Below are 22,418 nucleotides of genomic sequence, written 5' to 3' on the forward strand. Positions count from 1 at the left end.
CTGATTATTTAATTAAATTATAGAAATTACTAAAGGCAAGAAAAACAAGTAGGATAAGTCCAAGGATAGCCCATAATTTTGTTAAAGGTGTATTTGTCAGGGCACCCATGATTTCTTTGTCATTGGCGACTAGAAATAGGATCAATCCAATAAAAGGGACTAGGAAAATCGTAATGCTTTGGGCAAAAACAATGAGCTCAAGCGGCAGGCTCCCAAAAATAAGTGCAATTGCAGATCCAAAAATCATGACTAGCGAAATAAAGAATTTCACTTTGGGGTGATTAAGATCGTTTCCATAGCCGAAAGTATCTCCCAATAAGGAGCCGCCCAGCACCGCATTGCCGATCAATGAGGAGAATGAAGCGCCGAAAAGACCGATAAAAAAGAGGTGTGAAGCGTAGGTTCCCAAAAGAGGTTCCAATGCACGGCCCATTTCAGCAGCCGAGCTTAATTTAATTCCCTGGGGATGAAGAGTATTGGCTGCGCACACCATTACGGCTGCACTCATGATTCCAAGGATAATAATCCCGATTCTACTTCCTATAATTTGCCGCTTCAAAGTCTCGTGGGTCGCCGATAACTTTCTTCTTGATTGCACCAGATAGCTTTGATAAAATGCACCGACGATGGAAAAACAGGACGCTGTAAAAGCAATAATTAATCCTACAGAAGCGGGCGGGATACTCGGTAAAAATCCGAAGAAAAAGTCATGCGATGGAGTTTTGATCATAATAGCTGTGGAAAGAAAAGCAAATAACATGAGTATGATAAGCGCTAGCATGAGCTTTTCCAATAGCGCATAGAAGGACTTAAAGAATAATAATAGAATACCGATCATGTTAAAAACGATGATCCATATCTTAGGATTACTCCCCGTGGCTTCTGAAACAGCGATGGAGACACCTGTAGCATTCCCGGATTGAAAGCATGTCGACACGACGAAGATTCCCAGACCGATGATAATGGAAGTTGTTTTTCCAAATTTGTTGCGAATGATGGCGAGTAACGACTCGTCGCGAGCAATGCCGATACGTGCAGCCATATTGGTAAATACCATCATAAAGAAAATAGCGACAACGACAACCCATAATAGGGAAAAACCGTAATCTGCGCCCATTTTTGATGTGATGGTCATTTTACTGGGGCCGAAAACCAGGGCAGCGGTAATAATGCCTGGCCCTAGAATTGAAAGCCAATTTTTAAGTATAGAAGGCTTGGGCTCGTGTTGGTGTTCCATAGAATTTATCGTAATGAGGTTAAATGCTGTTGGTTGATTGTACTGGCAGAATTTCCAAAATGTGTGCGGATATAATTGGTGATTTCAACAATGTCTTCATCTTTCAGAAAGGAAAAAGAGGGCATCGTACTCTCGTATTTTGCTCCACCGATATGCTTGTCTTTCAGTCCATGTAAGACAACTCGCAATAAATCCTTTGGATTGCCGTTGACAAGGGTCGAATTGGCCAATGGTGGAAATGTATTGTTGAGTCCTTTTCCGTCTGCTTTGTGACAGGAAGCACAATACGCTTCATATAGTGTTTGTCCAGTTTTGGCCGGATTGTTCATTGCTTTGGGTGTAGTGGGTTTAATAATTGGAGCCGAGGCCTTATCCGTAATGCGGAGGCGATAGATCACATCATCATCGGGTTTTGGAAATCCCTTTTGGGGATTCCAGTCGCGGTTGCTGGAACAGAAGTAAATATCTCCATTGGGTAAAGTCAATACCGAGCGGAGGCGACCAAGCTGATCTTTGAATAAAACCTTCTCATCGACGATCTGCTGGCCATTGGCGGATAATTTTAGGATGCGTAAAGATTGATTTTTTAACGTCGCAAGCAGTAAACTATGCTTCCATTCGGGGATAACACCGGATCCATAATAGGCCAGTCCTGATGGTGCAACGACGGGAGTCCAGGATTTAATGGGTTCCTGCCTTGGCGAGCGTTTTGCAATCGCCTTTTCCTTATCGGTATCAATCATGCCTTCGATCTGTGGCCAGCCATAGTTTTTAAGCGGTCGTATCAGGTTGATTTCATCCTCAATAGCATCGCCATGCTCAGATGTGTAGATCATGCCTTTGGCGTCGTGCGTAAGCCCCTGCATGTTCCGAAACCCCCATGCATATACATAACTGTTTGCAATCGGGTTATCTTTTGGGATGCTTCCATCAAGATTGAGGCGCAAGATTTTGCCGTTCAAAGCGCTGCTGTCCTGGGCGAAGGTATCACTTGCGGCATCTCCTGTGGCCCAATAGACTTTTTTGTCGGTTGAGACAATCACTCTAGAACCGTTGTGCCCGGTATTCCCCGGTATTTGCAACAGCAATTTTGGATGTGCGAGCTTGCCTTCTGGGCTGTATTCGTATCGATATAAATTGGAAAAAATGGAGCTATCTTTCTTGCTGGTATAAGAAAGGTAAAGGTAGGCCTGCTGACCTTCCGGTTGATACAGTGCCATTCCTAATAGTCCCAAAGTGCGCTGATGATACACGTCAGCTAGGCTGTCTATTAAAGTAACTGTTTTCGTCTTTATATCCAGCTTTCGTATACTTCCACTGATTTCGGAAAACAAGATGGCATCGTTGACTTTGTCGTATTGTAAGTCCCAAGGGACATGGAGCTTTGTAGCTTCTTTCGATAGCGACAGTACACTATGTTCAAGCTGGATGCTGTTTATTACCGCGCTTTCTGTCTCCGTTTTTGCAACACAGGAAGAAAGCAGGGGCATTAGCAATGCAAGCCAAATATATGTTTGTTTTTTCATATAGGATCTGCGGTTACTCCTTTGATTTATTTGGTTAGTCAAATGTAGTTTAATAAAAATAAATATACAAAAAATAAGTTAAATTGTATACAAAATTATTTTATCGAGTAGGTTTATGTGTAACTAAGAACTGAATTTTCTATTCAAAGCTATAGTTCGATAGATTAAACATGCTGTTGCATTCATTACGATTTGTAAAAAAATAAAAAAAATATTGAATTGTATACAAAAAATATATATTATTGTATTCACTATGATAAAGTAAGAAAACGTGATAAAGATCGTATTCGAATTAAAAATTGCTTTTTCTTAAAAAATACCAATAAACTAAAGAGCTTATAAATCATTTATTTAACCACTTTAACCTGAGTATTCATGATACTAAAGCAGATTAAAATCCGGGATGTAATAAACAGGAGTTGCCTACTAATAGGACTGCCTTTTATTTCGATGGCGACCTTTGCAAATGTGCCTTCTTCCCTTAATAATGGAAAGATTCCGATCTTGAATGTTTTGAACCCGTCGACGGGTTTAGCTAAATTTCAGCAACAGCTCGTTGGGCAGGTGTTGGATGCCAAAGGGCAAGCCCTGTCTGGCGTAGAGGTGCGTAACCTTCGAAATTCGACCGTCAGCGTTACGGATCAGGAGGGGCGTTTTAAGTTAACTGGTGCCATTTCAGATCAGATTCAATTTCGATTAATTGGTTTTAGTACAAAAGTGGTATCAGGAAAAGAAGTACAGGCCGTAGTGCTTGAAGCAAGTGAAAGCGCGCTGGATGAAGTGGTTGTGGTCGGTTATGGCAAGCAGAAAAAAGGCAACTTGACCGGAGCAGTAGCTAGTGTCAATTTTGATCAGTCGACTTCAAGTCGGGGGCTTTCAAATGCTTCTCAAGCATTGCAAGGTGTTATTCCTGGCTTAGCAGTGAGTCAAAATTCTGGAATGGCCGGAAATAACGCGGCAGATCTTTTGATCAGGGGCTTAGGGACGGTCAATAGTGCTGGACCTCTGATCGTGGTGGATGGTATGCCGGACGTGAATATGAACCGTGTGAACGTCAATGATATTGAAAGTGTCACCGTTTTGAAAGATGCTTCTTCGGCAGCAGTGTATGGTTCCAGGGCAGCTAATGGAGTTGTCTTGATTACGACAAAATCTGGTAAAAGAAACAGTAAAACGGCTATATCGTTTAGTGCTAACAGGTCGCTGGTCAAACCCACTCGCTCTTTTGATTTTGTGAATAATTACGCAAAAGCGATGACGGCCACGCAAAGAGCCCAAGCTTATAATACAGCTGCATCTGCATTCAATTTTAAAAATGGGACGATCGATGAGTGGTTGGCTTTAAGTATGATCGATCCAAGATTGTATCCGAGTACCGATTGGTGGGATGTCATTCTCCGCAATGGTCAAAGTGGTAATTATAACGTTTCTATAAACGGGGGTACTGAAAATAATAATTACTATTTATCAGTCGGTATGCTCGATGAGAAAGGGATACAGATTAATAATGATTTTAAACGTTACAATGCTGCATTTAACTTTGAAACCAAGGTGACGAATACGATTGGCGCTGGAGTCAGGTTTTCGGGCAACTGGTCTGACTACCGGTATAATTACGAGGACGGTATGACTGCAAATTCGACCAGTGGAATGGATTTGTTTACTTCCCCTGCAGGCATATTGCCTTACGATCCTGTTACAGGGTATTATGGCGGTGCGATGTCTTACAACGAAAGTCCACAGGCCAATAATATTTATGCGGATTACATGACACGCAACCAAAACCATATGAATCAAAAACAGGCTTTGGTGAATGGATATTTAAACTGGAAACCATTTAAAGGGTTTGAGGCCAAAATAGATTATGCCCTAAATTATGATACCCGTTTTCAATGGAAGGCAGATATGCCGACAAAATTATATAATATCCGGACGGGATTGTCTATCCGGGATCTTGTTCCAACAAATGATGGTATTTATAATACCGACAGAAACAACTACAAAACACAGCTGAACTTCAAGCTGAGTTACGACCATAAGTTTGGTGCCAATCATGATTTTTCTGCTCTGGCCGTGTATTCGGAAGAATATTGGAATAATCGTGTGCTGGCGGGGAGCCGGTTGGATCGCTTACACCCGAGTTTGCATGAAATCGATGGTGCTTCCGAAGATGTGCAAAATGTTTCTGGATCATCCTCCGCAGAAGGTCTCCGTTCTTATATTGGCCGATTGAATTATACGGCTTTTGGAAAATACATGTTTGAAGGGAACTTTAGGGTAGACGGTTCTTCCCGGTTCTTGCCGGGCGATCAATATGGGTTCTTTCCTTCTGCCGCAGTGGGTTGGCGGATTTCGGATGAGGTATTCATGAGGTCACTCAAAGATAAAATCAAAATGAGTTCGGCCAAATTCAGAGCTTCTTATGGTTCTTTGGGTAATAATAGTGGTGTAGGCTTGTATGAGCAAAAGCAATCTTTGGTCTCCAGTCCTTATTATTTGATCGACAACAGTACAGGTACCGGTTCCGTGGTAAAAGGTCTGATCAATAAGAAACTGATCAACTATGACCTGACCTGGGAAAAGACGCGTGTGTTCAACTTGGGTCTGGATCTTGGCTTCTTTAACAATAAGCTAACCGCTGAGTTGGATTACTACGAAAGAAAAACGATTGGTATGAACCGGCCTTCAGACGTATCGATGCATCTGACAGGTTTATTTACTGCTCCCCGAAGGAATATTGGCGATATGATGAATAAAGGGCTCGAGGCAAATGTGACCTGGAATGATCGAAAAGGTGATGTAGGGTATATGCTGAACTTTAATGTGGGCTATAATAAGAATAAGTTGCTTTCCTGGAACGAACAATTGCAAAGAGGTTCGGTATTTATTGATATGCCTTATAACTTTATTTATGCCTTTGAGTCGCTGGGTATCGCACAATCTTGGCAAGATATTTATAATGCTGTTCCTCAGGGCGCTTCTCCCGGGGATATCTTGTTGAAAGATGTAAATGGTGATGGTAAATTAGATGCGAATGATCGTGTGGCGTATCCAGCGTATCAGTTGGGTAGACCCAAGGTTAATTACGGGTTTAGAGGTTCGGTAGATTACAAAGGCTTTGATTTCTCCTTTCTGCTTCAAGCTGCTACTGGAAGAAAAGAATTTTGGATGAATAAAGCGAATTCGAACTTTTTAGGCACGGCAAATCAGGCCATTACTGAAGACCAGTGGAATAATATGTGGAGCTTAGATAACCGCGATGCCGACTATCCTAAGTTGCTTCCAAGTACGCTGGGGTCAACAAGCCCTAATGGATATTTGAGTACATTTTGGTTGCAAAACATGTCTTATTTAAGGGTGAAAAATCTGCAGCTTGGTTATACTTTTAAGAAAGAATTACTGACGAAGCTTGGTATTCAAAAGTTGCGTGTGTTTGGTTCGGTAGATAATTTAGCGGTATTGACCAGTTTCAAAGGGCTGGATCCGGAAAAAAGTACCTATACCAATGATGCCTATCCAATGACGAAGAGTTTTGTGGTTGGACTGAATGTAGACTTATAATATTTAAACTTATGAAATCGATATATAACATCCTGTTTATTTCTTCTTTGCTGCTGCTTGGTTTATCCGCCTGTCGCAAAGATTTGTTAAATCAGAATCCGACAACAACACCAAGTTCCGAAACTTTCTGGGTGAATGAGAATGATGCACTTGCTGCATTAATGGCAAATTACTCCATCTTCAGACCTTGTTTTGATCGCGATTACCATTTTGATGGACATGGAGATTTTCTGAAGATGTACAATACGGGTGCGGCGCCAATCTCAATGACCGTCAATAGTCCCATGAATTATGGTTCTGGAGCTTCTGCAATGTATAGGGCATTATATGGCTCTGTATTCAGTTCTAATTTTGTGATCGAAAATACCAATGCGCGTTTGTTGCCGTTTGCAAAAACAGATGCGGTAAAGCAAACATTGGAAACTATCGTAGCGGAAGCTAGATTGCTGCGCGCCATCGCATATTTTAGGCTGGTTTCCCTTTGGGGTGATGTGCCTTATTTTTATAAGTCGGCACCCGCTCCTGCCGAGGCTGATACGGTACGGAGAATGCCTATTGCACAATTGAAAGATTCCATTATGGCTGATTTGAACTATGCGGTGGACAAATTACCCAATAAAGGGGCTGCTATTGGTAGGGCAGGAAAACCTGCAGCCTTGGCGTTTCGTGGTAAGTTTCAATTGTACTGGGGCTCGTGGAAGAAAAATGGATGGCCCGAATTGGATGGATTTGTCCAGTCTGCTGCGGATGCCAAGACGGCATATGCTGCCGCTGCTGCGGATTTTAAGCGCGTGATCAATGACTTTGGGATCAAAATGTTTAGAAATGGTGATCCGGGTCAATGGGGTGAATTGGGTAAAGCAGATGTGCTGCCGAATTATTATTATATGTTTATTCCGTCAACAGGTAACTTGAGTCAGGATGAAGAGATGGTCATGGTGCTGACGCATGGTGGTGTCGGAACAAAACAGAGTGAGGAGTATCAGCGGGTATGGACTGGACCGCTGGTGTCTTTGGGGCAGAATCAGGCTATTCCGCGTTATGAACTGGCCGACCGGTATCAATCGACCGTTACCGGAGATTTCTTGCCTAAAATGGTGCAGATGGATCCAGTGAAAAATCCAGCCGCACGTACGACGGTAAATTCTGCTGTGAACCCCGAATCGTACCGTAATCGCGATTATCGCATGAAAGCAACTTTGTTGTGGGATTACGAATTGATTATGAGCATGAGCCCTACAGAATTGACCGGCTATATTCCATTTATCTACAAGACTTGGGGGGCGGCAGTGACCGTAAACGGTGTTTCTTATAAATCTTCTTTCACCGATAATACCACTAATCTTTCGGGATTGCAATCGCGTAAATTTGTGCGCAATTATGGCGGTGTGGCGCGTAGCGATGGAAATTACAATTGGCCTTTAATGCGTATCGCTGATGTATACCTGATGTATGCAGAAGCAACCAATGAGGTGGGTGGTCCACAGTCAGATGCAATCGAGCTAGTCAATAAGGTGAGGCGTCGTGGTAATCTGCCGGCACTGGCTGGCGCTAAAACTGCTTCTCGGGACGCCTTCTTTGATGCTATTGAGCAGGAAAGAATTGTTGAGTTGTTTGGCGAAGGTCAACGTCCTTTTGATCTGAGGAGATGGCGTAAACTGGAAACGGCATTTGGTAAACCTTATGGGGATGGGAAATGGTTTCAGGATAGCTTTGGTAATAATTGGGAGCGCTTTTTCTTCAATGAGTCTGAATTGACGTATCAAAGATGTTATATCTATCAAATTCCAGAAACAGAACGTTCAAGAAATCCGAATTTAACACAAAATATGCCTTGGAAATAATATGGTAACACTTGACTGTAATAAAATGAAATATACGTTATTTTTAATCGGAATGCTACTTGTTAGCTTGTCCGGTTGTAAGGAAGATTATCCAATTGATGAGGATGGTTTATTGATCACAAATAGGTCGGAATGTTATGTCAGTAGTTTTGAGCTTTTGGGGGCTGATTTTCAGACAGTACGTACGAAGGCTGCTGTGGTTGATACCCTCGCGCAGACCATCAACGTAGAGGTGCTATTTGGCACAGATTTGAAAAATTTATACCCACAGTTTTCATTGGTCACCGATGCGGTACTTGATCCTAAGATTTTAGGAAAGGAAGATTTTTCCAATTTGGGTACGCCGCGCGAATGGACTGTCGTGTCGGGAAACAGAAAGGTGCGCAAGACTTATAAGGTTTATTTGACAGTACAAAAATAAGGAAGCAGATGAAAACAAATTATTTAAAAATAGGACTGTTATCTCTCGGATGTGGATTCTTGTTGTTCGTTTCTTGTAAAGAAGAAGCTTATGATGTTCCAAAAGCAAAAGATGGCTTACAAAACGATATCATTAAACGTTCTCTAGGACCCAATGTGGCTGGTTCTACACTAGATTTTGCTTATGCTGCGGCGATATTGCCGGATCAGGGAAAACTGACCTCTATTTCGGTCGAGGCCAGTATTGTGGGGGATGAAGGTACAATGCTTGAAAACAAATCATATGCTACAAGTAGTACAGGGGCTGATGTCGGTGTTGTCGTTGGTGATCCGGCAACCGTAAATGGAAATAGCATGGAGGTAAAGTTTACAAAAGATACCTCAGCTTCAACCTTGCGCTATAGTTATAAAATACCGGCAGCGGCAAAGGGCAAAGCCGTTACCTTTACCTTCAGGGCAAAGGCCAGTAATGGACAGGAGATCACATTGAAAACGGAAGCTTATGCGATCCGTAATATGGATATGGCTTTGGACTTGACGGGGAAGGATGGTGCGGCTTGCTTTTTTTCTGTTGCCGACTTGAAATGGTATACTGCGGCAGAAGCGGCAGCAAACCCGGATAAAATTGATTTTGTTTATTTGTACCGGGCATTGCCGACAGTGACCTATGCACATTCCTTGGTCGCGCCCACGGCGGATACCGGCTATTTTCCGAGTTTCACTTTGCCGGCAGGATTAACCAATAAAACGAAGATTGTGAAGGCTTGGACCGTGCGCGACCAGCAGCTGGCAAGATTGCAATATAGTGTATTTGTGGATGATATGGATCTGGAAGATAAATCTTTTGCAGATGCCCCGGATTTTGCCATTAATCTCAAAGCTGAAGCAGGAATATGGGTGCAGACAGCCGATGGTAAATACAACGCTTATGTATTTGTGAATAGCGTAAATAATACCACCAAAGAAATGAAGATAAGTGTAAAAAGATTGCAAGTAAAATAAGGATATGGGTGTGAGGATATGGCTAAAAGTCAAGTTAGGCATGTTGGGGGTCGCTTTTATGGCGATCCTCGGTAGCGCCTACGGGCAACAGGCAAAGGTCACTTCGGTAAAAGGTAAGGCGCAGGATCTGCAGGTACAGGTAGATATCCCGGCTGCAGGTGTCTATAGCTTAGCTTCGGAAGGTGAAGTGACTGATTTGAATAAAATAAAAGCCGCCGATAAAACGGGTATGATGACACTGTATGCTACGATTGAGGTTCGTGCTTCGCGACCGACCAAGCGTATCGTATTTGATAGTTTTAGGGGTGCGAAGCAGGATCTCGGTAAATTTTATTTTGGGAAAGGGAAGCAGACGGTCGGCATGCAATTGCCAGCTAATTTTAAAATTAAAGCTGTTTCGATCAATGCCTTTGTGCCTCCAGTTGCACCAGCTGCAGCGGAAAATTATAAACCAAAGATTGTTCCACCTGCAGGTCATCCCAGATTATGGGTTAATAAAGAATCTTTGCCGCTTGTTAAAGGGCGGCTGGAAGAGGTGGAGCATCTGGAAGCTTGGGGAAAAGTGAAAACACTTGCGCAGCAACCTGTTCAATTTATTTTTGATCCGAATAAGGAAATGTTTTACGATGAAAAGCTCGAGCGTGCTATTGAATCAAAAGCGTTTTATTACCTCATGTCCGGTGACGAAAAAATAGGTCAAGAGGCGGTCAGACTGGCGGATCAGTACTTGACGATGTTGGAGTTCGGGAATGTATCCTATGGTGATATTACACGCGAGCTGGGACGTGCAATTTATACGGGTGCACTGATGTACGACTGGTGCTACTCCTTATTGGATGTACGCGTTAAGGCCAACCTGCATAAAAATATGATGCGTCTGGCGCAAGATATGGAAATTGGCTGGCCTCCCTTTTTTGGTATCGAAAGTATTATCAATGGGCATGGGAATGAGGCGCAGGTGTCGCGCGATCTGCTGGCAATGAGTATTGCTTTATATGATGAGGATCCTGTACCTTACAAATATACTTCATATTCGATATTGGAAGAGTTGGTGCCTATGCGCAAGTTTGAGTATCAGTCTCCGCGCCATAATCAAGGTGTTGATTACGGTGGCTATCGTTTTGGATGGGAAATGCACGGAGCCTGGTTGTATTATCGTATGCTTGGCTATCCGGTTTTTGACGATAACATCAAGAATATGCCGTATTACTGGCTGTATATGCGAACGCCTGACGGAAAAATGCTACGCGACGGGGATATGTTTAATGTAAAGTACAACAGCAGTGCCGATTTTTATTGGAAAAACCCACAGACCATGTTGCTTTGTTATGCCTATTCAGGTAATCCGGTAATCAAGGCCGAGTTTGTCAAGCAGGGCGGTTTGCCCGACAATCCAATCTTGTTTCTCCTCTTGGATGATCCAAAATTGAAGCCGGATTTTGACCGTGAGAAAATGCCGTTGACAAAGGATTTTGGACCCATCTTAGGGTCTATGGTTGCCCGGACAGGCTGGAGCGAAGAGAACGGAAGTTCCGATGTGGTTGCAGAAATTAAGGGTGGTGGTTATCATTTCGGCAATCATCAGCATGCAGATGCTGGGGCTTTACAGATTTACCACCATGGAATTCAGGTCGGCGATCTGGGTTTGTATCTTTCGTATGGCTCTCCCTATGATTTTAACTTTAATAAACGGTCGGTCTCGCACAGTATGATGCTGGTGCGTGATCCTGCCGAGCCCCTTTTGTTCCGAACAAAAACAAATGATGGTGGAACGCGCTTCAGTCAGCGTTTTCCGAGGACGGTTGATGAAGTTATCCATGATTCGTGGTATCATACCGGTGAAATTAGGGCTTCAGCTTTCGGTCCGGATCCCATTCAGCCGAACTACAGCTATTTTAATGTAGATCTAACCGCAGCATACACGGCTAAAGTAAAAGCTTATACCAAAAGTTTCTTATTTCTGAATTTAAAGAGAGAGGATGTGCCGGCTATCATTGTGCTATTGGACGAGCTGGAAACGAACGATCGAAAATTTGAGCCCTATTGGCAGATTAATACCCTGGAAAAGCCAGTGAAGACGGAACAAGGATTTGTGCTGAGCAGTACGTTTAAAAATGTAGCTGGTTCAACTTATGTGGATCTGCTGAAACCGAAGCTAGCGGACAGTGAGGTTAATATGTATTCAGGCGATTCGACAGCTTTTGTTTTTGGTGATCTTTATCACGTGAAATCTCCTTGGCCAGAGGCTCGGGGGACGCGGATTATGGTTTCTCCTAAACAGCAAAATAATCAGTTTAGTTATGCTTCGGTTTTTCAGATGACGGAAAGCGGCTCTTCAAAATTACCGCTGCACTACGAGGAAAAATCGAATTATTACATCATCAAAGTCGCTGATCGTTTGCTTGTTATTGCAAAGCCACACCGATATCTTGATGAGCCTATTGAGCTTGTGGTGCCGGGAGATCAGTCTTATGAAGTTGTTGTGGTTGGGTTGAAAGATGGTTTCTGGAATATGAAAAGTTCATTAAAAAATAGTAGCTTTAATATAAATGTTCTTAAGGGAAATCATACAACCAGTTGGAAATCTAAAGCCGAAACTATTTATTTATCGCCGGGTAGGCGTTATGATGCCCAAGAAGGAAGGATTAATTAAAGAATATATTGTTTAAATTTTTTTAATGATTTTGTATTCTTATTTTTGTGCCAAATTGTATACAATATGAAAGAGGATTCGCTTGCCTATAAGGTTTATTTAGAAGTGCGTAAGAAAATTTTATCTAGTCAGCTGGTTGGGGGGGCAAGATTGGTGGAGAGCGCTTGGGCAGATAAGCTTAATGTAAGCAGAGTTGCTGTTCGAGAGGCATTTATGCGTTTAGCTGGAGAAAGTCTGGTTGAATTTGGTGAAAAAGGTGGTTGTTTTGTGAAGAAAATGACTGTCGAAGATGTAAAGGATATTCGTGAACTTCGAGAACTACTCGAAATAGGGGCCTTGAAGATTTTGTTTTCAAAGAAAAATAAACAACTTATCGAAGATTTGGAATTGATATGCAATGATTTTTCGGAAATGGTTAGCAAAGGGTATTATGGTGGTGCGTGTGAAGCGGATGTACGCTTTCATGAGCGGATTATTGAGGGGACCTGTAATTCAAGATTAATTTCCATTTACAAGAACAGTAATATCCCTTTATTTCATATGAAACTTGGAGCTATTATGGGCCAAATGGAGGATTATTTGGATACGGAAAAGGAGCATCGTGCGATTGTGGATGCGCTGAAAGCTGATGATTGGAATAAGGCTTACACTACGCTGGTGCATCATTTGGATCGAGGTGAACAGGAAGCTTTGGAATTAGTTTAGTTTTTTTGGTTTTTATAGCGGGTCTATTGGTTACAATAGACCCTTTTTTGTACAGTCCCACTGTAATAATTGCCCATTTTGGGCTTCGGTAACAATTAGTCCTTGAATGCCTTGTCGATCCAAGGCACAATTCGTTGGATTCATTCCAGGAGTAAAAATTTCCTTTGTAGTCTTGCTGTTGATATCAATCGAGAGGATGTGCTGTGATCCATATATTGCCGCAAAAAGATGGTTATCATGACTTAAAGCTATCCCGTCTGGGCCGATGCTCCCGCCTGTTTCTAGGAATTTTTCACTATGTTCTACCTGACATGATATAGGATTCCAGCGCATTCGCCATATCCATTTGGTACCTGTTTCGGCCACGAAGAGCGAACAGTGATCTGCAGCGAAGGCCAATCCGTTTGGATAGAATAAATCGGTTTGGATTTTAGCAAGCAAGCCATGTGTATTCAGGCAACAGAGGTATCCTGTGCCATCCGCTAAGTCATCTCCTGGGCAGGTAAACAATAGGTTGCCAAGTCGATCAAAACATAAATCGTTGGGCATCTTTAAGGGTTTTCCTTTAATTTCTGTAGCGATGGTCGTGCATTTTTTGTGAATGGGCTCATAGTAGCGGATGCTATTTTGTTGTGAATCACAAAACCAGATATTTCCTTTTTTGTCTATCGCAATTCCATTGGGATGGCCGCCAACGGCTATTCTGCTATGCCGATTGTTTTTATAGTAAACCAAGTTTCCTGCTTCTTTCTCGACAAGCCATATGTTGCCCTCATGATCGAAAGCCGGGCCCTCCGGAAATTGAAGTCCGTCTAAAAGAATATTCATTTTTAAAAATTTTAAAATTTATTTTAAATGTATACAAAAATATTGTAATTTGGTATACATAAAGTAATACGAATTTAAATACAAATTGCTGCGTCATATGCAGCCCTAATGATCCAATTATAACAATAATAAATAGCAAAATTTTTAATAAGCATGCAAGAAAATGAAAAATCAGCCGCTATACTGCGGGAGAATGCAAGATGGATACCTGGTGGAGTGGTGTCCTTAAATCGGAAGTCAGATCCGAATATCTGCTTCGTCAAAGGGAATGGTAGTTTGGTCGAAGATATTGACGGGAACAGCTACATAGATTATCAGGCTGGATTTGCAGCATCCTTTCTGGGGCATAATGATCCTGACGTGAACGCTGCAGTGTTACAGACCTTGCAGGAACAGCAGGTATTGATGGGGGCTGGGCCAACCTTACTCGAAGGAGAGTTTGCGGAGCTTTTTTGTCAGTCCGTTCCTTCGGTGGAGAGTGTTCAGATTACAACGACAGGATCGGAAGCGACTTACCATGCCATCCGTATTGCTCGTGCGGTAACAGGCCGTGATCATGTGATTGTTATGCAGGGGGGCTACAATGGCTGGCATAACGATGTGGCCTGCAATGTGATCAGCCAACGTGCAGATGTGGGGTCGTACCAAAGCCCTGGGGAATATCCTTTCGATTCATTAAGTGCCGGTGTTCCCAAAAACCACAGCGATTTAGTCCATATTGTGAACTATAATGATTTAGAAAGCGTGCTGTATGTGGTTCAAAAATATGATGTTGCTTGTATTTTATTGGAACCGATTTTACAGAATATTGGAATTGTAAAGCCACAGGAAGGTTATTTGGAGGGTTTGCGTAAAATGGCCGACGAGCGGGGATTTCTATTGATCTTTGATGAAGTGAAAACCGGATTTCGACACGCACTGGGCGGATACCAGTCGATCTGCGGTATTCAACCAGATCTTTCAACATTCGGAAAGGCGGTTGCAAACGGCTATCCATTGGGTGTTATTGCAGGAAAGAAAAAATATATGGATTACTTTGTGGATCCCGATAAATCCAAAAGAGTTATGATTGCAGGTACTTTTAATGCTTTTCCATTAACTACTGCGGCGGCAATTGCGACATTGAAAAAATTGGGCAGCTCCAAACATGGCGTTTATGCCCATGTCGAAGCATTAGGTGCGCGTTTGGAGCAAGGATATAAGGAAATATTTCCTAAATTAGGCATACCATTTTATGTCGCACGACAAGGATCTGCCTTTTGTACATATTTTATGGATCATGCGCCTGTGAATTTTCATGATATTTTGGATAACCACAACTTTGAATTGGATACCCAATATCGTAAGAAGCTCATTAAAGAGGGAATTTTCAATTTTCCAGCGCCAATTAAACAAGGAAGTATCTCCTTTGCACATACTGAGGAGGATATTGACAGGACTTTGGAAGCAACTGAACGCGTGATAAAAAGTTTGTAAACCCTAACTATGAAAATAACCGCTATTGAAACCTTTGTGTGCCATGCGCGCATGCGAAATTGGATTTTTGTCAAAATTATCACCGACCAGCCTGGTCTTTGGGGCTGGGGCGAAGCCACATTAGAATGGCACACGCAGAGTGTGGTCGGTGCAATCAAAGATATTTCTCAATTGTTGATCGGTGAAGATCCGCGTCGTATTGAATACCTGTGGCAGATGATGTATAGACAACACTTCTGGCATGGAAACGGGATCGTACGAGGTACGGCCATCAGTGGTATTGATATCGCCTTATGGGATATTCTGGGCAAAATACACAATGTTCCTTGTCATGAGCTGTGGGGCGGCCGAGTACGTGATTATATTCGTTTGTATTGTCATTTAGGAGGTGGTCGCATGGAGGATTTTTATGAGACGGCCCCAGATGATGCGAAGCGATTTGGTGATCTTGCGCTGAAAGCCGTTGATGAAGGTTTTACAGCTTTTAAATCGATGGCTGTTCCAGAAATCATGTCTTTAGAAGGTCTTCGCCCAATTAAATATGCAGAGGCTTGTGTAAAGGCCATGCGTGATGCGGTGGGCGACGATATTGACATCATGGTAGATTGTCACGCGCGGCCTAGTCCACGTATGGGGATGCAGTTTGCTAAAGCGCTGGAGCCTTATGGGCTGTATTTTTTTGAAGAACCCTGCTGGCCAGAGACCATGGAAGATATTGCCTTAATCCAGCGCGCTGTTACCACACCTATTGCTTCGGGCGAACGATTGATTGGTGTACATGCATTTCGGGATATGCTCGAGAAGCGCGCGGTGAGTGTGATTCAACCCGATATCACTCATTGCGGCGGTCTTTCTGAAGCGCGCAAGATCGGGGCTTTGGCTGATGCCTATCGTGTGTCAATGGCACCACATAATCCACAGGGCCCCGTGAGTACAGCAGCCTCTATCGAGCTGGGTTTTGCTACACCTTCCTATATTATTTGTGAGAGCGTGCATAAAGATGTCGAGTGGCGGCAGGATGTAGTTACCGAAGGGTTTAAGGTTCAGGAGAAAGGGCGGATTGTGCTTCCGAATACACGACCTGGATTGGGTATTGAAATCAATGAAGAAGAAGTGAAGAGACATCCTTTTCAGCAGGAGATATTGCAGCGAACATTTTACAAGGATGGTAGCGTAGGGGATTGGTAGTCTTAATATTGGTACTCTTAAAATAGCGTAGATGGAGGAATTTAAGAATAAAGTTGTGTTGATCAGCGGGGGGCTCGGTGATATCGGAAGAGCAATGGCTAAGGCATTTTTAGCGCAGCAGGCCATCGTCTGTATCTCAGATCGGTTTGAACCCCATATCGCTAACGAGCGATGGCCGCTATTAGGAAGATCCCAAACTGGCATCTTTTACGATCAGGTTGATGTGGCTGATGCAGCACAGGTGGACGCCTGGGTTGCACGCATACATCGCGAGTTTGGGGCGTTATCCATTGGGATTGCCAATGCTGCCTGTGTTACGATCAAAGATTTTAGGACATTGACCAGCCACGAATGGCGGAATGAAATGGCCGTTAATCTTGATGGCGCATTTTTTATGGCCAATGCCTGTGCAAAATCATTTATAGCGGGTGGTACTGCGGGTTCAATTGTATTTCTCGGTAGCTGGGCAGCACATGCAGTCCATCAGAATTTACCGGCTTACAGTGTTTCGAAGGCAGGGATAAGGATGCTCTGTCAGGCCATGGCACTTGAGTATGCCAAAGATGGGATTCGCATCAATGAAATTGCGCCCGGCTATGTCAATGCAGGATTGAGTAAAATTGTATGGTCGACAAATAGTGAACTTCAGGAAAAAGCAAAAGCGATCGTGCCCCTCGGTGAGATCATCGAAGCTGATGAGATCGCCAAACAGGTCCTTTGGATTTGTTCAGACAACTGTAAGCATATGACTGGTACTTCTATTGTGATGGATGGCGGTCTTTCCTTGATTAGACCTTAGGCTATGAAACAAAAAGATAGCTTTAAAGATACAACAGGAAGGTTGGCCGCAAGGTTCGGACTTAGTCAGGCCGATATTACGCCGCCGATCGGTATTTATTCCCGTAATTGGGGTGCTGCTGCCTTTGATCAGGCGAAAGCTATCCACCAGCCGCTGATGATGCATTGTTTGTATATCGCATCGTTTGATCAACCGCCTGCAATTATAGTAACTGCAGACCTGGGCTGGTGGAAAAATGCAGCCGACGAGAAAACTTTGCGCTTTGCGCTACTTGAGCATTTTGATCTCGATGAATCGCAGCTGATTTTTGCACTATCACATACACATGCAGGCCCAAGTATCTGTTCGAGCGATGCCGGGCAGCCTGGCGGACAACTGATTGTGCCTTACCTGAAATTTCTTACACAACAGGCGATATCTTGTATTGAAACGGCACGCAGTACGCTGTTTAAAGGAAGTTTGATCTGGAATTATGGCGTTTGTGATTTGGCAAGCGACCGTGACCTGAAGGTGGATGCACAGTATCTGATTGGTTACAATCCATTGAAAACAGCCGATACAACGCTGTTGGTCGGGCGATTACATGACAGTGCCGAAAATTTAAAGGCGGTTATTTGCAATTATGCATGCCATCCCACGAGTTTTGCTCATGAGAATGACTTGATCTCACCCGATTTTGTAGGCGAAATGCGAAATACGGTGGAAAGCGTGCTCGCTGTACCTTGTCTTTTTTTGCAGGGCGCATCGGGAGATCTGGCTCCACGGAGACAGTATGTAAAGGATCCGACAATAGTAGAAGCCAATGGAAAACAGTTGGGATATGCCGTGCTTGCGACACTGGCCCAAGAACAGCATAGTCATAAAAACTGGGGGTTTAGGGAGGCATTGATTTCAGGAGCTCCATTAGCCTGCTGGGAATTTCAGGAACAGCCTGTTTCAACCGATTTTAGACAAACGGTATTATCGGTCGAAGTGCCTTACAAAAATCTGCCTAGTCCCGAAGCCATTTTAAAGGAATATGAAAGCTGTACCGATCGTGTGCTCAAAGACCGCCTTTGGCGAAAATATAATACATGTAAATCTATTGGGAACAAAAAGGAAGCAATTATTCCCGTATGGATATGGAAAATGGGAGATGCGGTATTAGTAGCCCAGGCCAATGAAGCCTATTCCTGTTACCAAATGGAGGTTAGGGCTCAGTTTCCAGATCACACAATTGTTTTTATCAACATTGCCAATGGATATGTAGGGTATCTCGCACCAAGGGAGCTTTATGATAAGGATATCTATGCCGTGTGGCAAAGCCCTTATGCCAGTGGAAGTCTTGAAATACTTATTGAACAAACGAACTTAGGAATTCAAACATTATTGACCGATGAAACTCGATTGGATTGACATCATTATTTTTGCCGTATACATTATCGGTATAGTGGTACTGGGATTATATGCTTCTCGAAAAAACTCCGTTTCAAAACGTGATTATTTTCTCGCGGGCGATAAGCTACCCTGGTGGATGATTGGCGGAAGTATCATTGCTGCAAATATCAGCAGCCATCATCTGGTAGGAGCCATGGGCGCTGCTTATAGTCGTGGTTTCGTAGCGATTACCTTGGAGTGGGGAGCCATTCTAATCGGTTTTAATGCATTGCTTTGGATATTTTTGCCATTTTATATCCGAAATGGCTTTTATACGATTCCCGAATACCTCGAAAAAAGATATGGCAATGCTACCCGGGTGCTTTATGCTATTCTGATCTTGTTTACCTATGTATTCGTGGAGATTGGTGCTGTTCTTTATTTGGGTGGCCTTTCGTTACATGCTTTGTTCGGTATTCCTATCCTATACAGTATTTTTGGCATGGCAATTCTAACGGGCTTGTATACGGTGTTAGGGGGGCTGAAGGCGGTAATATGGACAGAAATGGTGCAGCTTGTCATTCTGGTGCTGGGAGGGGTAGTTTTGACTTTTGCAACCATCGATGCAGCGGGAGGGTTTCAGTCTGTTGTCGATTCAACCAAAGATTGGAAAATGTTCTATCCCGCAACTGATCCTGATTTTCCCTGGACCATGTATCTTGGCGGGTTGTTATGTATTAGTGTGTTTTATTGTGCTACAAATCAATTTATTGTGCAGCGCGTATTGGCTGCAAAGAATGAATGGCATGGACGCATGGGGGTAATCTTTGGCGATTACCTTAAATTTTTGGTTCCGTTGATTATTACCATTCCAGCATTGGTTGCTCCTAAATTCTTACCGCATCTCGATCAGCCCGATTTGCTGTTCGCGACCTTGGTAGAAACATTATTGCCCAAAGGTCTGGTAGGGTTGGTTATGGCCGGATTAATCTCGGCAATTATGTCTCATATTTCGGGTGCGATCAATTCCTGTACGACGATTCTGACAGTTGATATCTATGGCCAATACATTAATAAAAATGCAACGGACTATGAGGCCATCCGTTTTGGGAAGCGCGCCGGAGTAGCGATTATCGTTCTCGGAATCATGAGTGCAGTTGTTCTAATCAGTTATTCGGATAAACCAGTTTTTCTTTATCTAATGAACCTATATGGTCTCTTCACACCAGGTATTGCGACTATGTTTTTGATGGGTGTGTTTTGGAAAAGAACAACATCGCAAGGAGCATTGACGGCTGGTTTATTGACCATTCCGCTGTCTTTACTTTTGGAATATGCATTGCCTGAAATGCCATTTTTCAATCGAACTGGTATTGTATTCTGGACATGTATGATCGCTTGTGCAGTAGTCAGTCTAATGACACCTGCGGTTGCAGAAACGAGGTTGACAAATCTTGTGCTCACAGGCGATACTTTTCAGGTTCCCGATCAGGATAAAGCCGCTTATCGTGGATTTCGAAATCCAACGCTGTGGTGGATAATCATTACGGTGCTTGTACTCTATTTTTACGTACGTTATTTTTAACTTAACTTGTTGCAAGATTTACTTATTAAACGCTTCAAATAAAGGAAAACATGCTGAAAGAACTGCACCAGAAAATTAAAAATATTTTTCCAAAAGTTGTTGCTATACGCCGCCACATACATCTAAATCCCGAATTGTCCTTCCAGGAGTTCGAGACAAGTGCCTATATTCAGCAAAAACTAGTAGAGTTAAATATGCCGTTTAAGGTTGTTGCCAATACCGGTGTAGTTGCTGTGCTGACTGGTGAAAAAGCAATGAGCAATGATATTATTGTGCTGCGGGCTGATATCGATGCATTACCAATCCATGAACAAAACAAGGTGAGTTATAAGTCCCGAAATGAAGGTGTGATGCACGCTTGTGGCCATGACTTTCATACGGCCAATCTTTTGGGCGCAGCGTCAATATTGAATGCGTATAAAGCCGAATTTTCCGGAAAGATCGTTTTCCTGTTTCAGCCTGCGGAGGAAAAGATACCCGGTGGGGCTATCCAAGTTTTGGAATCTGGAATTCTGGAATCTTTTGGTGGTACCATCAAAGCTGTACTAGGGTTACATGTAAGTCCTCGTGTTGCACTGGGGAAGGTCGGTTTGCGTTCCGGCCGGTTTATGGCTTCAAGTGACGAGTTTTATTTTACCATAAAGGGGCGCGGTGGTCATGCTGCAGAGCCGCATAGGGCTATTGATCCGATTATGATCGGTGCACAGTTGCTCACGACCTTGCAGCAGATTGTTAGCCGAAAAGCTAATCCCGATGTACCTTCTGTATTAACCTTCGGACGTTTTATTGGTGATGGGGCAGCTAATGTTATTCCAGAAGAAGTGAAATTAGCTGGAACATTCCGTACAATGGATGAGGTATGGCGCAAGGAGGCGCTAGCAACGGTGGCTGAAATAGCAGCCACGCTTCCCATGTCGCTTGGGGCAAAGGTCGATGTTGAAGTACGGCATGGTTACCCTGCTCTTTATAATGATCCTACCTTAACGCAAAAAGTCAAAGCGATTATTGCGGATACAATGGGGGCAGACGTGCCACAGGAACTCGACATCTGGATGGCAGCGGAAGATTTTGCCTATTATTCTTATCGTTATCCTTCGCTGTTTATGTTGATCGGAACTAATAACGATGAATCTTCAACCCAATATGGTCTTCACAATCCACAATTCAACCTTGATGAAAAAGCGTTCGAAACAGCGATGGCTGTTATGGTCAATGCTGCGATTTCCCTTTTGAATGAATCAGATGAATAGAAAAGAATTTTTGATGTCCTCGGTTGCATTTGGATTATCGTACGCCGCGCAGGCAAATAATAAGTTGTTCTTAGCCCGTCGAAAGATGAAAAAAATAGGAATCATCGGACTGGACATTACCCATGCTGTGGCATTTACAAGGGCGATCAATACGGCAGATAGCAATCATCCCTATGCTAAATTTAGCGTTGTTGCAGCTTATCCATATGGCAGTCAAACGATTGCCCTAAGTGTGGAGCGTATTCCTAAAATCACGCAAGAGGTTCAGCAACTTGGAGTTTCGATCGTATCGAGCATTGCCGAGCTATTGAAAAAAGTAGACTATGTATTTTTGGAAACAAATGATGGAAATCTGCATTTGCAGCAGGCGCTTGAAGTTATCAAAGCTAAAAAGCCATTATTTATCGATAAACCTATCGCTAATTCTTATTCGGATGCCTTTAAAATTCTTGAAGCAGCAAAAAAATACGCTTGTCCTGTTTTTTCCTCAAGCTCCCTGCGTTATATCGATGGACTTCAGGAATTGGATACAGAGAATATCATTGGCGCTGATGTGTATTGTCCTGCGGTAACCGAACCTTCACATAAAGATTTGTATTGGTACGGTATCCATGGGGTGGAAATGCTATTTGCTTTGATGGGGCCTGACTGCCATTCTGTGCGGACTATTCAGGAACAGGGCACTTCGCTTTACGTTGGTGAGTGGGGAGACGGAAGGATTGCATCATTGCGCGGTATTCGTGAAGGAAAGGATGATTTTGGTGGAACAGTATTTCTAAAAGATCGAATTGTCCGCCTGGGACAGTTTATGGGCTACGGTCCGTTGCTCGATAAAATCCTGCCATTTTTCGAAACGGGCCTAAGCCCGGTTGATGAAAAGGAAACTTTGGGAATATGTGCATTTATTGATGCTGCTCAGGAAAGTAAGTTAACGGGTGGAAGTACCGTTCAGCTTCAAAAATAAGGGTGTGCCGATCCTACATAATAA

Annotated in this window: 16 protein-coding genes; 13 read left to right on the forward strand and 3 right to left on the reverse strand. The window is 43.1% G+C overall.

Annotated elements, in window-relative coordinates:
• Positions 1-4: 4 nt before the first annotated feature.
• Both J2X77_RS00045 and J2X77_RS00050 read right to left on the reverse strand, forming a co-directional pair.
• Positions 5-1,237 carry an Nramp family divalent metal transporter gene (locus tag J2X77_RS00045; protein ID WP_310078487.1) on the reverse strand — a complete coding sequence of 411 codons (1,233 nt, stop codon included), beginning with the start codon at positions 1,235-1,237 and terminating at the stop codon, positions 5-7.
• 5 nt (positions 1,238-1,242) lie between these two features.
• Complete coding sequence (locus J2X77_RS00050; protein ID WP_310078488.1) at positions 1,243-2,763, reverse strand: PQQ-dependent sugar dehydrogenase; 1,521 nt, start codon at positions 2,761-2,763, stop codon at positions 1,243-1,245.
• 375 nt (positions 2,764-3,138) lie between these two features.
• Between J2X77_RS00050 and J2X77_RS00055 the strand changes: the two genes are divergently transcribed.
• From J2X77_RS00055 to J2X77_RS00080, 6 genes are all read left to right on the forward strand, one after another.
• A complete protein-coding gene (locus J2X77_RS00055) occupies positions 3,139-6,324 on the forward strand; it encodes a TonB-dependent receptor (protein ID WP_209575785.1) in 3,186 nt (1,061 codons plus the stop codon).
• 11 nt (positions 6,325-6,335) lie between these two features.
• Positions 6,336-8,168, forward strand: coding sequence for a RagB/SusD family nutrient uptake outer membrane protein (locus J2X77_RS00060; protein ID WP_209575783.1), 1,833 nt, complete (start codon positions 6,336-6,338; stop codon positions 8,166-8,168).
• 25 nt (positions 8,169-8,193) lie between these two features.
• A complete protein-coding gene (locus J2X77_RS00065; protein ID WP_209575781.1) occupies positions 8,194-8,589 on the forward strand; it encodes a hypothetical protein in 396 nt (131 codons plus the stop codon).
• Between the two features lie 8 nt (positions 8,590-8,597).
• A complete protein-coding gene (locus J2X77_RS00070) occupies positions 8,598-9,590 on the forward strand; it encodes a DUF4466 family protein (protein WP_310078489.1) in 993 nt (330 codons plus the stop codon).
• A 4-nt stretch (positions 9,591-9,594) separates the two neighbouring features.
• Positions 9,595-12,243: a hypothetical protein gene (locus tag J2X77_RS00075; RefSeq protein WP_310078490.1), complete on the forward strand. Its 2,649-nt coding sequence runs from the start codon at positions 9,595-9,597 to the stop codon at positions 12,241-12,243.
• A 66-nt stretch (positions 12,244-12,309) separates the two neighbouring features.
• Positions 12,310-12,948: a GntR family transcriptional regulator gene (locus J2X77_RS00080; RefSeq protein ID WP_209575775.1), complete on the forward strand. Its 639-nt coding sequence runs from the start codon at positions 12,310-12,312 to the stop codon at positions 12,946-12,948.
• Positions 12,949-12,978: 30 nt separating this feature from the next.
• On the opposite strand, the gene J2X77_RS00085 is transcribed toward J2X77_RS00080, so the two are convergent.
• Complete coding sequence (locus J2X77_RS00085) at positions 12,979-13,776, reverse strand: SMP-30/gluconolactonase/LRE family protein (protein WP_209575773.1); 798 nt, start codon at positions 13,774-13,776, stop codon at positions 12,979-12,981.
• A gap of 153 nt (positions 13,777-13,929) precedes the next feature.
• On the opposite strand from J2X77_RS00085, the gene J2X77_RS00090 reads away from it, so the two are divergent.
• Genes J2X77_RS00090 through J2X77_RS00120 form a run of 7 tightly spaced genes read left to right on the forward strand, consistent with a single transcriptional unit; the run spans position 13,930 to position 22,394 of the window.
• On the forward strand, positions 13,930-15,252 hold the full coding sequence (locus J2X77_RS00090) for an aspartate aminotransferase family protein (RefSeq protein ID WP_310078491.1): 1,323 nt from the start codon (positions 13,930-13,932) through the stop codon (positions 15,250-15,252).
• Between the two features lie 9 nt (positions 15,253-15,261).
• Positions 15,262-16,440 carry a galactonate dehydratase gene (gene dgoD / locus J2X77_RS00095; RefSeq protein WP_310078492.1) on the forward strand — a complete coding sequence of 393 codons (1,179 nt, stop codon included), beginning with the start codon at positions 15,262-15,264 and terminating at the stop codon, positions 16,438-16,440.
• Positions 16,441-16,471: 31 nt separating this feature from the next.
• Positions 16,472-17,239, forward strand: coding sequence for an SDR family oxidoreductase (locus J2X77_RS00100; protein WP_310078493.1), 768 nt, complete (start codon positions 16,472-16,474; stop codon positions 17,237-17,239).
• Between the two features lie 3 nt (positions 17,240-17,242).
• On the forward strand, positions 17,243-18,634 hold the full coding sequence (locus J2X77_RS00105; RefSeq protein WP_310078494.1) for a hypothetical protein: 1,392 nt from the start codon (positions 17,243-17,245) through the stop codon (positions 18,632-18,634).
• On the forward strand, positions 18,615-20,180 hold the full coding sequence (locus J2X77_RS00110; protein WP_209575765.1) for an SLC5 family protein: 1,566 nt from the start codon (positions 18,615-18,617) through the stop codon (positions 20,178-20,180). The genes J2X77_RS00105 and J2X77_RS00110 overlap by 20 nt, the downstream gene beginning before the upstream one ends.
• Positions 20,181-20,230: 50 nt before the next feature.
• A complete protein-coding gene (locus J2X77_RS00115; RefSeq protein WP_209575762.1) occupies positions 20,231-21,430 on the forward strand; it encodes a M20 family metallopeptidase in 1,200 nt (399 codons plus the stop codon).
• Positions 21,423-22,394, forward strand: coding sequence for a Gfo/Idh/MocA family oxidoreductase (locus J2X77_RS00120; RefSeq protein WP_310078495.1), 972 nt, complete (start codon positions 21,423-21,425; stop codon positions 22,392-22,394). The genes J2X77_RS00115 and J2X77_RS00120 overlap by 8 nt, the downstream gene beginning before the upstream one ends.
• Positions 22,395-22,418: the final 24 nt, after the last annotated feature.

It is taken from the genome of Sphingobacterium sp. 2149 (assembly GCF_031455655.1).
GTDB lineage: Bacteria > Bacteroidota > Bacteroidia > Sphingobacteriales > Sphingobacteriaceae > Sphingobacterium.